Below are 14,939 nucleotides of genomic sequence, written 5' to 3'. Positions count from 1 at the left end.
GCCCACTATGAGCGTGAGATTAAATTTCTAAATGATAATTTTGAAGACTGGATGTAGAACTAATCAATAGATGAGTTTCTTGGATAGCAAACAAGAATTCAAAAGGACTTGGAGATTGCAGTATTTTGGGAAGATAGAGTTTCTAACATTGTTTTAATGTTAGCTGCGGGCTGAAGGATATTTGAAGTGTATATATTCATGTCAAGGTTAGCAATCTCATCGATTTCCTGCCATTAGTTAGTCAAAGGGGGTATTAAAACTAAAATAATGAGCAATGTGACAATAATGTAATACTAAATTGAATATTGTTATGTTATTCGATGGGAATACATAGATGTCTCCCTTATACTGGAAATTATTAAACGAGGTGTAGTTTATTGCCACCAACCAAATTTCCAAAAGGGGTATCCACAGATGACTGAGGTAATTAAAGCAATAATACTTGGCATAATAGAGGGGTTAACAGAATTTTTACCAGTATCGTCTACTGGACATCTTATTTTAGCAGGCAATTTACTTAACTTTGAGGGAGACGCCGCAATAACTTTTAAAATCGTTATACAATTGGGTGCGGTGATGGCAGTTCTAATTCTTTATTGGAAAAGATATTTGGAGATTGGTACTAATCTGATTAGATTGGATTTTTCCCCAAGTAAAGGCTTAAATGTAGTTCATATGATTTTGGCTATGTTACCAGCATTAATTATATATCTTCTCTTCAAGGACACGATAAAAAGCCAATTATTCGGCCCAACCCCCGTCTTGATAGGTCTAGTTGCAGGTGGCTTGTTGATGATCATCGCTGCACGCAGTAGTAGAACTGAAAGCGCTGATACGATGGATGGGATAAATTATAGACAAGCTTTCGGGATTGGACTGTTCCAATGTTTGGCTTTGTGGCCGGGATTCTCGAGATCGGGTTCAACGATTTCAGGTGGTCTTTTGCTTGGTACTAGCCAAAAAGCCGCCGCAGATTTTACGTTCCTTATTTCCGTGCCTGTTATGTTTGGTGCAAGCTTGTTGGATTTGTACGATAGTAGCGATTTGCTGAATTCTGAGGATTTCTATCTAATGATAATTGGCTTTACGACATCCTTTCTTGTGGCAATGATTGCAGTAGTGACGTTCATCAAACTGATTAAGCGACTTCGATTGGAATGGTTTGCTCTATACCGTTTTGTCTTAGCAGCGCTCTTCTATTTAATCGTCATACAGTAACCATATTTTTGTATTTGATTATTCAAGCAATCTACCACAAGGAAACGTTAGTTTAATTGTGGGCATGGGGAAGAAGGATAAGATGAAACTTAGAAAAGTCCATTAAATGGGCTTCTTCTCACAGGTAACAAAAAACTTGGTGTTATGGGTGAGATGGGTAGCTATTAAGCTAACAGGAAATGATTCGTTGTCATAAGATGGTTAAAAGAGAGAAATGAGAGGATTAAACGATGTTCGTAGATAAGACGTTATATGTAACTTCTGATGAGCATATTTAAGAGCGATTAGGACTTGAAGATCGAATGAGATCTTCTGAAATGCGAACTTTACAAACCGATGGTCGGTTTTTATAATATGTATATTGATTTTATCGTGTCAAAGGAGGGACGGATTTTAAAGCAAGTGGAACGCAGGTACCTAGGTCAGTTGCTGGTAACGACCAAAGCGTTCATAGTGGAAAGGAATTTCGGTCTATCACAAAACAGTTGATTATGGAGGTAATGCGATGGAACCCCTAATTGTGCTCATCGTTGTCACCCTTGCCGTTTTCGTTGCGGGAGCGGCGGGAATACGACGTTTACGTTCTTGGCCGGTTGCACTTCGGGCGGGAGTTTCCGCCATGTTTGTGCTGACCGGTACGGTTCATTTTGTTTGGATGCGGGAGGAACTTATAAGTATGGTGCCGTCCAGCTTGCCCTATCCCGGCCTAATCGTTACGATCACGGGGATATTGGAGTTGACAGGAGCTATCGGATTGTTGTGGCGCGCAACTGCGCCATGGGCAGCTGGAGGGCTCTCGCTACTATTGATCTGCATGTTCCCCGCAAATGTTCATTATGCCCTATCAGGACTCGCGACTAAACCGGAAGATGCTTTAATTCCCCGCACCCTGATGCAAATCGTCTTTCTGTCCGCGCCCCTTGCCATCATGATATCTTACTTCCGTCGTCGTCCTGTGCGGCGAAACCTAACATAGAAGGAAAGAGTCATATCAAAATTATTGATCATGATTTAATATTAAAGAAGGGGCCGTCTTGCAAAGGACGGCCTATCGCTTACCGTTGCAGCCGCGCGGTGAGCCGTATCCCATGTAAGGTCAAGTACACAGATCATCGCCCAGGAGGGGAAACACGGTTATTCAACGGTGTTTTTCTTGGCCTTATACATATTATCTGTGTATTCGTCGATTTCATCTCGTGACATGCGCAAGCGGGCTACAGAAGAACCATATCCAATTTCCTGTTTGCCATTTGCTAATTCGTTGAAGATAGCATCCGTAAAGGCATCCAATGGTTCGCCATGCGTATGCAATCCCGCACCGCCTAAATCTGTATTAACTGCCGGAGGAGCAACTTCTATGACTTCAACGGACGTATCCGAAAGCTGATGTCTTAGACTCATCGTAAACGAATGAAGTGCCGCTTTCGTTGCTGAATAGATCGGAGCCATCGCAAATGGTGTAAAAGCTAACCCAGATGTTACGTTAAGGATCGTCGCCGATTCTTTTGTTGCAAAAAACGGAGCGAACAACATAGAGAGATGGAGAGGTGCTTCAAGGTTCGTTATGATTTCTTTATTGAAATAGCTCCAATTGTTCTTCGCATCTGCTTTCAACACGTTAAAACGTTGTTGGATCCCTGCATTATTAACTAACACACTCACTTCTGGATAGTTCGCTGTTACCCAATCAAACAATGCTGTACGCTCGGATTCCTTATTTAAATCACTTACATGAGTTACAAGACTTGGAAGTTTTTCTTTCGCATGTTGAAGTACATTTTCTCGCCGTCCAGTAACGATGACTTTATTACTTGCATTTATAAACCTTTCTGCAAAAGCTAATCCGATTCCAGCACTTCCACCTGTAATAAGTATTGTATTCCCTGAAAGATTCATGATCGTTCCTCCCCAACCCGATTAGTGTAGCGCTTTATTTTTTCATCGATACCTTGCAAAGAATCTGTCATTAATGAAATCTCATCCAGCACGGCCTGTTTGTGTTTCTTCATCATTTCAAGTCGGCGTTCAATTGTGGTGTCTCCTTCTTGGATCCAATCCATATACTGCCTAATGTCCCTTATTGGCATTCGAGTATTTTTTAAGCAAATTACGGTTTGAAGAAGCGCCATTTGAACTTCTGAAAATAACCGCCTGCCTGCTTCATCACGCTCAACTAGCGGCAGCAGTCCTTTTTTTTCGTAATAACGCAACGTTGATTCTGGAATATTGTACATGTCTGAAACTTCGCTAATAGAAAAATACTTCATTTGGAGGCCTCCAAATCTTACATTTCAATGTCGACATGAATAGGATAAGACTTAAACCATGGTTTAAGTCAACTTTTATTTTCTCCGTTACAGACAGGCGGTGAACCGTATCATAAGTAGCGGCAATTTTTCCCCTATATGCCGATTCTAAGTCATGGCAAATACTTCTATAACTATTCTTACACACACTAACAACAAGTGGGCATGCCAATTATATAACTATACCAAACACCTTTAGCTATTGTGACTAAGCTAACGGGAAACGATAGTTGAATAAACGACCATGATGAAGCTGCCGGTACTGATCGGCAGCTTCGTTAATCTAACGGGCAGTATAGTGAGAGAAAATTGACCTGGTTATTGTTGCAATCTTATACAATCAACCTATGTGAAGAACGGCTTTGCCGGAGAATTTCCGTTCCATCATATTACGGGCAACGATATCAATTTCGGTCCAAAGCGCCTCCACTTCGATCCGGGGGATTAACCGCTTATCTGTGACCAGCCGGGCTAGCAAACTCAGATCGTCCGCGGCTGATTGACGAGTGAGTTCCTCGCCTAGAAAGAAGCCGTACAAGGTTCTTCCTCCGCTGGTCACCAGATTCATCATATCGATCGTTGCGGTATTTGAAGAAGAAAATCCTACCGCAACGCAAATCCCTTGGGGCGCTAGCTGCGGCAGCAACACCGACAGTGTATTGCCGCCTACTGAATCGATAATCAGGTCGTACGGCCCGAATTTCCGGGCTGATGAAATTGCGGAATATCCAATGATTACTTCGTCGGATCCTGCCTCCCTAACAAGATCGGCCTTCTCTTCCGTGCTTGCCGTACCTACAACGAATGCGCCGGATTGGGCCGCAAGCTGATGAGCGAATAGCCCAACCCCGCCGGTAGAGCCTGTAATGAAAATGCGTTTGCCAAGCAGCATGCCTCCTTTGCGGAGTGCATAAAGCGCTGTGAGTCCTGCTACGGGGAGGGTCGCCGCCTCCGTAAAAGTTAGCTTTTCCGGGATTTCGGCAAGCATCGATACGGGGGCGGCAACTTGCTCGCTCCAAGCTCCCATCGGGAGTAAACCAACAACCCTGGCCCCTTTTTGGGGACCTTCGCCGCTCTTGGCCGGCTCGATGACATTTCCCGCGAAATCCCAGCCGGGGCGGCTGGAAGCTTCCTGATCCTTAGCGTCTTTCACTTCACCACGATTGAGAGAGACGGTCTTCACTTGCACGAGCGCTTCCCAAGGCTTAGCCTGCGGGGCATCAACTTCCTTGAACGCTAAATATGACGGAGCAAGCGGATCAACTACAATGGTACGAATCATATGGTTTCTCCTCCATGTATGGTTGTATGTCATTAGATGACTTTCAATTTCAATGAGGAGTATACTTTAAATAAATGTTCGGCCCAAGTGTAGAACTACACTTCATAATAGGAGGGAAGAGAAGATGGATATAGATACGGAGAAGTCCAGACATAGAATCGTAATGGGAGAAATTGAAGCACTGCGGATGAAACGACAGCAACAGCTAGCAGACCGACCTCACCCGTCCTTGAAAAGATTTACTCAACAAGAGCTGAACGACGAGGCTTTTACTTCTTATAAAAATCTGCTGGTTGGACGTACCCGCCGCATACCGGATCGTCAGACGATTATAAATATTGCAGAATATCTTGAGTGTACATCCGACGAGCGTAACGATTTGCTTTTGGCTGCTGGTTATCTTCCGATCCAGACCGAATTGGAGGGGAGGGCGTTGGAGCGTGCATTGGAGTGGGCTCAGCAAACGATGAGGAGCATTCCTTTTCCCGCCATGATCGTAACACACACACAGGACATCAAGGGGGTTAACGAGCCGTTTCGTCATTTGTTCGATATCCCTCTCGACCGTTCATATGACGGTTTAATGAATAGGATCGATTTTCATTTTAATTCCGATTTGCCTATCCGGCCTCGCTCCACTTTCGACAACGTGTCGTTTGAGCAGTGGAAGGTGCACGCGATAAACGGGATACACGCCTTCAAGAGGGAGCACATGCTCTCGCGTTATGATGCGTGGTATCAAAAATTGTTTGATAGAGTTCAGAAAGAGGACGAATATCTTAATGAACCTGCTTCAAGTGCAAATGCTGATCAGACACAAACCATATTAGCCAGAATGGAAAGCGACGGCGAGCTTGTTCCCATTCGGTACAGACAGGTTTCGATTTCCGCGGGCAGCCGGGTATATCCGCAAGTTGAGGTTTTCCTGCCGGTAGATTCTGCCGCTCGTACAGTTTTCGAGAACCTGGGATGTCCAGCTGATTGTGCATTCTTCTAATCCGCTCATGACAGATTGGATGCGGGGAAATGCCACTGGGGATGCATTGATCCGTGCAGGTGCACCAACAGGCTGGGAAGTCGATGATAAGAGCGGGGCAGGAAGCTATGGAACGCCAAATGACATTGCGATTTCAAACTTAGGTTTTTAAGCCCCAAAAAACAAAATGGACAAGAAATTGGTACTATTGCCGATACTGACCAACGGGATTAAAAGCGATGATGGGGGGGCGAAAAGAGCAAGTCTCAAGGCTGCTGGGCAGCAGTTACAATATTTTAATGATCCCAACTGTTGTCGGGGGACAAGATTATGGTCCCATTGAAAGTCGCTAACTTAACGGCTTTATTGTTTTATCGGTACAAGTTCTTGTCCCGAGTCGAGGACAAGAACTTGTACCGATTGCCGTAATGGACAAGAACATGAGCCGATTACCGATTAGATAAGTATCTAACTATGTTTCCATGCAATTCATTAAGCTAACGGGCAGGTTGTGGAACAAGTTGTATAAAACTCTTTTTCACACTAAAGCTTAGAACTGCGGTATAATGCGGTAAAGTATTAAATGAATGGGTGAGTAACTTGATCCTAAAGCAAAGGGGAAAGTGGTTGGGGTGATCGGTAGCCCGTAAAGCTAACGGGAAACGTTAGTTCATTACAAACACAGCGATTGAAATTTGCTATTAAATGAGCTGAAAGTGAAATTTTGAAAAGCAAACCTGCGGAAGATCGCTCTAAATAAAGATAAAGATTATTTTATTGAAATATTTTCTAGGGTATGTCGATTTTTTTATATACCGTTCGTCAATCAAATAGAAGCAAGAAAGAATGCTTCAAACTCACACGTTAAAGGAGAAATGAAATGAAATTTCTGTGCTTGGGTTACTTGGAGTCAGATAAAATGGATGCCCGCCCAAAGGATGAGATTGATGCTATAATGAACGAATGTCCGCCCCACCTAGAAAATTTCTACAAGAGCGGCCAAGTGATTATCGATGCTGGTCTCGCATCCGAAACGAAATGCTTACGGCGGGCGAATGGGAAAGTGAAGGTTATGGACGGTCCTTTTATCGAAACGAAGGAGATGATCGGTAGTGCTTTTCTCATAGAAGCACGGGACATGGAGGAAGCTATCCGGATTGCTTCCTTACATCCAACTGTACAAGTGGCATCAGGCGAGCAGTTTGGATGGGGGATTGAGATCCGGCCGATCAATTACTTTGAATCGAGAGACTAGAATCAACTGTTTCTACGGAAACGATCGTTCAAGTAAGGGCCATTCCGCAAGGAGTGGCCTTAAAAAGTTGCCGTTACAGTCAGTGCGGAGATCCCATCCATAAATGAGCTTGTAACTTATTGGTGTCTAATGACACAAAAGTGAATACATTTATGATCTGAGAAAAGCTTGATTTATCAGGCTTTTTTTGTTTTATATAGAATAATTTGTGTCATCAAAAAATGCACAAAAGTGGCCACATTGTAGGATTTTGACTCAAATGTGACTACATTATCGGGCAGCCTCAATCAAACATTTGCTCAATTTCTCTATTAGACTCTATCTCACTGGTTTGAGCAAGTGTATCATCCAATTTCTGTACTCTTGAAACAAAACCAGTTCGAATTAACCTCAACTTCTTTTTTACTGATTAAGTTTTCATTTAAAATAAAAGTTGAAGCATTAATCAATAAAACGACAATGACTAGAATATTTTATCTTCGTCATTAATTCAACGTGTGGTTCAGTTTAATTAACCTTATGTGGAACTTACAATATTCTGTCATGTTGCTTTAATGGACACATGTGTGATGCACGATATATAAGCTATCGGGAAACGAAAGTGCAATAACTAGGGAGCAGAACGCCGCTCGGCAGGCTGCTCCCTGTTTTCATAGATTCTCTGGGCACCCTATTCCCAAATGTCAATATATCTCTATCTTAGTAGCGAGCTAATCCGTTACGCTTTGCTTATCAAGGAACGCACACCATTAACGATTAAGGCGATGGAGAACACAATCACAGATATGATGCCTGCTGTGTCAAGTACAGGTTCCAGGCTTGGCAGTAATTCCGAAACTGGGACGTAAATCAGGCCGAAACCACCAATGACTCCGCCGAGATAGCTGAGAAACTTAGACATAGCGTCTTCACCTCCTCTATTAATAATACTTAGCTTATGCATGCAAGATCGGTAATGCGATAGACATATGAATGTTTAATATTCTAGAACGCGATAGGAGCCCTACAATCTAAAACGAATAAATGGTTCACGAGCGTTATTGCTAACCAGCAGGGAAGCCAATACAATGAGGTTGTGAACAACCGACAAGTGGGTGGAACCATGAGATCCTTTTCGCTAAGCAAAAAGATTATCGTTATGTTTGTCATTCTATGCATACTGCTGACAGGGGTGGGATTTTACTGGTATCGCATGACCACGCTGACGATTCAGGACAACACAATAAAATTGAGCCGACAAATTACGAATCAAATGAGCAGCCGCGTGGATACATATTTTATGGAAATGGTTAAACTGACGCTGCCCATGACAGCCCAAAGCGCATCTGCCCAATTTTTGGACAAGTCTGGCGAAGGGCCGTATGAGCGACTGCTCTATTCAAGACCGGTCAACAAAATGATCTACAATGTCATGGTTGGTCGGCCGGATATTTACGGAATATCGATCGTATCACAGGAAGGGGTTGCTACTTCAAGCTACAGCAATTTATTCGCGCAGAAACGGTTTCCGCAAATTGTTCAGAGATTGGAACAACCGGGGAATTTCGAGATCGTGGGCATGGAACAATATAACGATGTCAGGCTGCTAACGATGGCCGTGAAATTTTTCAGCCCGGGTACACAGCATTGGGGTGTTCTCATTGTGGATCTCAGCCTGAACAATATAAGCAGCATTGCAGAAGACGTGACTTTAGGCGACACAGGTTTTGTATGGATTGCAGATCGCGAGGGGCGGTACTTGTATTATCCCGACCATCGCAAATGGAGAGAAAACATCCCTGAGTCATATTGGAAGCGTATTCAAAACAGCAGTGAAGGCGGTGATATTGAGCATGCCACAGGTGAAGAAATGCTTGTTACCTACGGCAGGTCCGAATTAACCGGCTTCATATTCTTCTCGGAAACGCCTCTGGCCGAGGTGAACCGTGATTTGGTCAAGCTTAGGAATACGACCATTATCATTGGGTCTGTCGCCCTCACAGTGGGGATTGTGGTTGCGTTATCGGTTTCCTTTTCATTATCGAGGTCTATTATTGTACTGCAGAGGCTCATGAAGCAGGTGGAGATTGGGAATATTGACGTCCACGCTCCTGAGAATAAAAGAGGGGAGATCGGATATTTATACCGCCGATTTAATGCGATGGTGAACGAAATCAACAATTTGATTCTCACGGTAACTGCTTTACAGGTGAAGGAGAAGGAAATGGAGCTCAAACAGCTGGATTCCAAAATGCAAGCACTCCAGTACCAGATCAATCCTCACTTTTTATACAACACACTCGAAATTGTGAATTCTTACGCGATCGTTGAAAATATTCCGGTGATTAGCCGGGTCGTGCATTCTTTGGCGCGAATCTTCCGTTATAGTGTAGAAAACCATGCCAAAACCGTCCCACTGTCCGTAGAGCTGTCTCATATTAATGACTATCTAGATATTCAAATGGAGCGTTTTGAAAACCTGCGGGTCCATATTGAAATGGATGAAAGCTTAGTAAGCCGGATCATGGCTGTACCAATGATGCTTCAGCCCTTGTTGGAAAATGCATTCAGGCACGGCTATCAGAAACATAAGTTGGAACCCGGATCCTTGCATATTCGTGCTGAACGGCACCTTGAGCTCTTTATTATTGATGTGGCGGATAACGGCCATGGGATGGAAACAGAGGTCAGGGATTATTATAATCGTCTGTTTCAAGGTGGGATTGAACATGAAACATTGGATGGAGCACGCTTAGGCCTATGGAATGTCCACAGCAGAATCCAACTGTTTTATGGACACGCCTGCGGACTGCATATTGTCCGTTCGGATATGAATGGTACAGTGATCCGTATTACGCTACCCCTTTAAGTAAGTGTTCAAAAAGGTCGGTTTTCAGCACCGAGAAGGTTGATTGAAGCTAGGGACTGAGGAGCGGAGCGTACGCCTTAGTACGTGAGCACCAGAAGGCCCGGCTGAATTCAAGATTCGATGTCGAACCCGCTTCCTGATTCACTTCGTGATCAAAAGCGGACTTTTTGAACAACCTCTTGAGTTCAATCTAGGATCGGAGTGAGGCATATGTTCAATATCATCACAGTTGACGATGAAAAAATGATCAAACGGAGCCTGCGGGCTTTGATCGAGCGTGCGGGTACAACTTACAGCGTCATCGGTGAAGCCACCAATGGGAGAGAAGCGCTGGAGCTGATACATTATCATCCCCCTCATCTTCTTATCACGGACATATGCATGCCGGAAATGGACGGGCTGGAGCTCATTGCTGAAGTCAAACAGCGTTATCAGCAGATGGAGATTATCGTCATATCAGGCTACGGGGAATTCAGCTATGCACAGCAGGCGCTCCGTCACAATGTCACTGATTATTTACTGAAGCCGATCCATCCGGACGAGTTTCTGTCAACGCTGCAGCGAATCTATGAAAGGCATGAGAGAGACGCTCAGCGATTAGCAGGCCGCAGCCAACAGATGTGGAGTTTCTTGGCTCATACAGAACAAATCATCCAATCAATATGGACTGTGCAAGAGAAGGGACTCCATGAAGAACTCGAACAATTCCGTCTTAAGGTAGAAGCATCCGGTATGGATGCTGTTTTGGCTAAACAGATTTATGTCGATCAGCTGGTTTATATATCGCAGAAGGTATCGGAAATGAGCGGCCTGTCTTTGAAGCCGGCTTCAGCCATGGAGCCCGAGCAGCACCATTCATTGGAGAAGCTATACGAGAAATTCCAAACCGCATGTTTGGGTATGCTCACGGAGGTTATTCAACTCCGGAACCTGGGGCAGTCTCTACAAATCCGGAAGGCGATCCGATATATTAATGCGAACTTTCAGAACAGTGACTTGTCCCTCGTAAGTGCAGCAGACAGCGTCTCGATGTCGGTTACGTATTTCTGCCGTTTTTTTAAAGAGGAAACAGGAATGAGCTTCATGAAGTACGTGACGGGTCTTCGCATGGAAAAAGCCAAGCAGCTGCTAACAAATCCGGAGAATAGGGTTCACATTGTGGCGGAACGGATTGGCTATTCGGATTATCATCATTTTGCCAAGGCATTTAAAAAAAATACCGGCATGACACCGAGCGAGTTCAGAAACACACACGTATTCATGGATATATAAAAGGGAGCGAGTTTTCGACTTTTTTGACTCCTTTTATAGAAACCATGAAAAAAGCCCCACGATTGTGGGGTTATTTTGTGCAAGAAATGATACATGACGTTAAGAATTGCCATATACGCTGAAAAAGCCCTCATGTACCATGAACGTATCATTGATAATTCTAGGAGGTGCGGTATGAAGAAGGGTATGATCTTGGTGCTGGTATGTGCTCTGGTATGGACGATGCTGTCCGGATGCTCCAAAAGCAATAACGAGGGGGAATCGGCTGTAGATCCAGGCCAACCTGCAGCTGAAACCGGCGGTGAAGAAAAGACAAACGAATATGGCTGGAAAGTTCCGAACAAGGCCTTGGAGATCAATTTTTATGCGGGGCAGGATAATCCGGAAACGGTAAAAGAGAACAGTGTAATGATGCAAAAGTTCCTTCTGGAGAAGTTTAACGTGAAGCTGAATAAAATTGTTTACGACGTAGATATGAACGAGAAGCTGAATCTAATGCTTGCCTCAGGTGATTATCCCGAAGTCATTACAGGCCTAAGTGACGAGCAGGCTGCCAAGTGGATCGCACAGGGCAAGGCGGTTGAACTCAGCCAGTATGTTGATAAAGCTGCGCCTAATATAAAAAGTCAGCTGGGCGATCTATATAAGACTTTTCTTAATTCGAAAGGTGAATTGTATGCGCTTCCAAGTTATTGGGGCATCCTGCCGATACCAGGCGCGTCAGCCCATATCCGCTATGATTGGTGGAAGGAAATGGGGTCGCCTGATTTTAGTACACCGGAGGAGTATTATCAGGTTCTGAAAAAGATGCAGGAGGCGCATCCGAAGAACAGTAAGGGTGAAAAAACGTATGCTTTATCCGGATACTCTCCGATGTATACGACAGTGGTTCCGACCCTGGCTGGAATGTGGGGGTTGAAAGCCGGCTATAAAATTGCGGAAGACGGTACCAATACGCACTGGGTCAACACGTCAGAGGGGCTTGAATTCACCAAGTTCATGAATCAGATTTATCGTGACGGGATGCTTGACCCGGATAGCTTTATCAATACTTTCGATGATTGGAAGGCGAAGTTTTCGGCTGAACGGATCATGGGTCATATCGGTTCTTGGTGGGTGTCATGGAATGCCGGTCATGAGGTATGGCAGAAGGCGAATAAAGATTGGACCGATGAGCAGCGTTTCATTCAAGTGAAAGCAAAAGCAGCGTCCGCAGCATCAGCGAACCTGACTGCCCTGAATGGCAGAGGTTCTTATCGTACAATCATTACGGACAAAGCGAAAAACCCGGAAGACATCATGAAGTGGTTCAACTTCTCGATCACGGATCTTGGAACCCGAATTATAGGGTGGGGAGTTCCGAATATAGAACAGTCGGTATGGACCTACAAGGACGGAAAAATCGAATGGGTAGATGCCATGAAGAAGCGCATAATTGATGGCACTTATGATTTTAAAAATAGCGACCTGGTTGGACAAGGGGTCTTCACGCTGGTTGAAGGCATTGGGACGATGAAGGATGACGGAAAAAGCACCTATTGGTTTGACCAGAACTTTAACAACGAGGCGAAGTGGAAGAAGCTGATGAACGATAATTTAAAAGATACGATTTATGATAATACGATGGGCGTGATCCAGATTCCAGGTAACGATCCCCTTGCTGTGACCAACACGCAGATCGATGAGCTGCTGGAGACGCTTTGGGCAAAGTCGGTTATGGCGACTAGCGAGGCTGATGCCGAAGCCAAGTTCACCGAGATGCGCGATAAGCTGAATAATGCGGGTCTGCATGATATCGAGGGGTACCGTACCAAGGAATATCAGAGACGAATGAAGGAATGGAAGTAGTACGGAGGCAAATTTGAGGGAGGAGGCTCTAGGAATGAATGATCCAATGCTTAGACACACCCCCGAGACTGGAGTTCGCTCAGCGAAATGGGCATCTTGGAAGAGAACATTGTACCGGGAGCGAAATCTGTGGCTCATTTGCCTTCCGTTGATCGCATGGGTCATCCTGTTTAATTATGCACCGATGTACGGGATACTCATGGCTTTTGTTGACTATATACCGGGCAAATCTATTTTATCGAGCGATTGGGTGGGACTTAAGCATTTTAAAGCATTTTTTGATTCTCCCGATTTTGGTTATGTTCTGCGCAATACGCTGGCCATTAGCGGATTAAATATCCTGTTCGGATTTCCTGCACCCATTATATTGGCTCTTCTGCTCAATGAGCTGCGCAAAAAAAGGTTCAAGCAAGTGGTTCAAACCATATCCTACCTGCCGCACTTTATATCCTGGGTCGTCGTAGCCAGTGTTTTATTTACACTTCTCGGCAACGAAGGCATTCTAAATGATATTCTGCTCCGTTTGGGATGGATCGACAAGCCGGTCTCTTTTCTGGGGGAAGGAAAATACTTCTGGGCGATTATCACGTCTGCAAACATATGGAAGGACGTCGGATGGTCAACGATCATTTATCTGTCTGCCATGGCTGGTGTGGACTCAGAGGTTTATGAAGCCGGCAGGGTGGACGGATTAGGGCGCCTGGGGGCGATGTGGCATATTACGCTGCCTGGCATTCGAACGACGATTGTATTGCTGTGGATTTTGGGAATCGGCGGCATTTTGAATGCGGGATTTGAACAACAGCTGTTGATCGGTAACGCACAAACCCGCGAATACTATGAAGTCATTGATACGTATGTCTACAAATACGGTATCCAGCTGGGCAACTATTCCTACGGGGCCGCCGTAGGACTGATGAAAGCCGTTATTGGCGTAAGCCTGGTGTTCGGTGCGAACCGAATTTCTAAGAAGGTGCTCGATACTTCAATATTTTGAGGAGGGAGAGGAATTGGAGCAATCGTTCTTGAAGCCCAGCCTCAGGAGCAGGGTATTCGACCTATGCAATGTGGTTTTTATGCTTGCTTTGTCTTTTTTGATGGTATACCCGTTTATCAACCTGCTGGCCCTATCTTTAAACGACGGGGCTGATGCGGCGCGAGGGGGCATTTATTTCATTCCCCGCCAGTTTTCGCTGGACTCCTATATGCTGCTGTTTCAAAATACACAACTGCTCTCGGGATTAGGCATTTCCATTCTCAGGGTTGTTGTCGGAACAACGACCTGTGTATTTACGACCGGCTTGCTGGCTTATATCGTAACGATCCGTGGTTTTTCAGGGCGAAGAATGATGCGACTGTTGTTTTTATTCACGATGTATTTTGGCGGGGGGCTCATTCCGACTTACATGCTGATGATGAAGCTGGGCTTGATTAACACATTTCAAGTCTACTGGATTCCAAGCCTGTTAAACGCTTATTACATGCTTATTATGGCGTCCTATATGCAGAATTTGCCGGAGTCGCTTTCTGAATCAGCACGAATCGATGGGGCAGGGGAACTTCTCATTTATTTTCGCATTATCTTTCCGGTCTCTCTTCCGGTATTCGCCTCCATTGCCGTGTTCAGCTCGGTGGGACATTGGAATGCCTGGTTTGACGTGATTTTGTACAATTCGAACGGAAACTGGGATACGCTGCAGGTTTACCTTCGCAGGCTACTGCTTGAGGTCGAGGCTTTGCAGCAGGTTGCCGACCAGCAGCTTGCGTACAGCAAGTACCGTAATATTTCTCCACTGACGCTGCGTGCGGCAACCTCTATGGTGGTGACGCTGCCCATTGTGTTCGTCTATCCATTTTTTCAAAAGTACTTTGTTGGGGGCATTACGCTTGGTGCGGTAAAGGGATGACTTGATTGAAGCCAAGGTGGGTGCTAC

General features: G+C 44.8%; 13 protein-coding genes and 1 pseudogene. 10 read left to right on the top strand and 4 right to left on the bottom strand.

Annotation, left to right across the window (positions count from 1 at the left end; all coding sequences use genetic code 11):
* The first annotated feature begins 414 nt into the window (after positions 1–414).
* Both M1D70_RS15365 and M1D70_RS15360 read left to right on the top strand, forming a co-directional pair.
* Positions 415–1,218 (top strand): undecaprenyl-diphosphate phosphatase, encoded by an 804-nt coding sequence (locus M1D70_RS15365; protein ID WP_456287193.1) that lies wholly within the window; start codon positions 415–417, stop codon positions 1,216–1,218.
* Positions 1,219–1,723: 505 nt separating this feature from the next.
* Positions 1,724–2,194: a DoxX family protein gene (locus M1D70_RS15360; protein ID WP_456287192.1), complete on the top strand. Its 471-nt coding sequence runs from the start codon at positions 1,724–1,726 to the stop codon at positions 2,192–2,194.
* A 158-nt stretch (positions 2,195–2,352) separates the two neighbouring features.
* Here M1D70_RS15360 and M1D70_RS15355 read toward each other — a convergent pair whose 3' ends face one another.
* The 3 genes from M1D70_RS15355 to M1D70_RS15345 all read right to left on the bottom strand — a co-directional run bounded on the left by M1D70_RS15355 (position 2,353) and on the right by M1D70_RS15345 (position 4,806).
* Positions 2,353–3,114 carry an SDR family oxidoreductase gene (locus M1D70_RS15355; protein ID WP_456287191.1) on the bottom strand — a complete coding sequence of 254 codons (762 nt, stop codon included), beginning with the start codon at positions 3,112–3,114 and terminating at the stop codon, positions 2,353–2,355.
* Positions 3,111–3,485, bottom strand: coding sequence for a MerR family transcriptional regulator (locus M1D70_RS15350; protein ID WP_456287190.1), 375 nt, complete (start codon positions 3,483–3,485; stop codon positions 3,111–3,113). Before M1D70_RS15350 ends, M1D70_RS15355 begins: the two co-directional genes overlap by 4 nt.
* A gap of 379 nt (positions 3,486–3,864) precedes the next feature.
* On the bottom strand, positions 3,865–4,806 hold the full coding sequence (locus M1D70_RS15345) for a zinc-binding dehydrogenase (RefSeq protein ID WP_456287189.1): 942 nt from the start codon (positions 4,804–4,806) through the stop codon (positions 3,865–3,867).
* A 124-nt stretch (positions 4,807–4,930) separates the two neighbouring features.
* Here M1D70_RS15345 and M1D70_RS15340 point away from each other — a divergent pair, with 124 nt between their 5' ends.
* The 3 genes and pseudogenes from M1D70_RS15340 (at position 4,931) to M1D70_RS15330 (ending at position 7,037) form a co-directional block, all read left to right on the top strand.
* The gene (locus tag M1D70_RS15340) at positions 4,931–5,803 is read left to right on the top strand and encodes an MmyB family transcriptional regulator (RefSeq protein ID WP_456287188.1); all 873 of its coding nucleotides are present in this window, start codon (positions 4,931–4,933) and stop codon (positions 5,801–5,803) included.
* A 16-nt stretch (positions 5,804–5,819) separates the two neighbouring features.
* A pseudogene (locus M1D70_RS15335) lies at positions 5,820–5,936 on the top strand (class A beta-lactamase); the annotation flags it as partial.
* A 726-nt stretch (positions 5,937–6,662) separates the two neighbouring features.
* A complete protein-coding gene (locus M1D70_RS15330; RefSeq protein WP_100537127.1) occupies positions 6,663–7,037 on the top strand; it encodes a YciI family protein in 375 nt (124 codons plus the stop codon).
* 718 nt (positions 7,038–7,755) lie between these two features.
* Here the strand turns inward: M1D70_RS15330 and M1D70_RS15325 are convergent.
* A complete protein-coding gene (locus M1D70_RS15325) occupies positions 7,756–7,938 on the bottom strand; it encodes a hypothetical protein (protein ID WP_036672247.1) in 183 nt (60 codons plus the stop codon).
* A gap of 291 nt (positions 7,939–8,229) precedes the next feature.
* Here M1D70_RS15325 and M1D70_RS15320 point away from each other — a divergent pair, with 291 nt between their 5' ends.
* The 5 genes from M1D70_RS15320 (at position 8,230) to M1D70_RS15300 (ending at position 14,912) form a co-directional block, all read left to right on the top strand.
* Complete coding sequence (locus M1D70_RS15320) at positions 8,230–9,885, top strand: cache domain-containing sensor histidine kinase (protein ID WP_456287187.1); 1,656 nt, start codon at positions 8,230–8,232, stop codon at positions 9,883–9,885.
* Between the two features lie 210 nt (positions 9,886–10,095).
* Positions 10,096–11,157: a response regulator transcription factor gene (locus tag M1D70_RS15315; RefSeq protein WP_009592229.1), complete on the top strand. Its 1,062-nt coding sequence runs from the start codon at positions 10,096–10,098 to the stop codon at positions 11,155–11,157.
* Between the two features lie 174 nt (positions 11,158–11,331).
* Entirely contained in the window at positions 11,332–13,005 is a 1,674-nt protein-coding gene (locus tag M1D70_RS15310) for a sugar ABC transporter substrate-binding protein (RefSeq protein ID WP_456287186.1), read from the top strand.
* A 34-nt stretch (positions 13,006–13,039) separates the two neighbouring features.
* Positions 13,040–14,002, top strand: coding sequence for an ABC transporter permease (locus M1D70_RS15305; protein ID WP_036672245.1), 963 nt, complete (start codon positions 13,040–13,042; stop codon positions 14,000–14,002).
* 13 nt (positions 14,003–14,015) lie between these two features.
* Complete coding sequence (locus M1D70_RS15300) at positions 14,016–14,912, top strand: carbohydrate ABC transporter permease (protein WP_036672243.1); 897 nt, start codon at positions 14,016–14,018, stop codon at positions 14,910–14,912.
* Positions 14,913–14,939 lie beyond the last annotated feature (27 nt).

The organism is Paenibacillus sp. AK002 (assembly GCF_053903045.1).
Note: the sequence above shows the minus strand (reverse complement) of the source record. Positions and strands in the feature narration are given on the sequence as shown.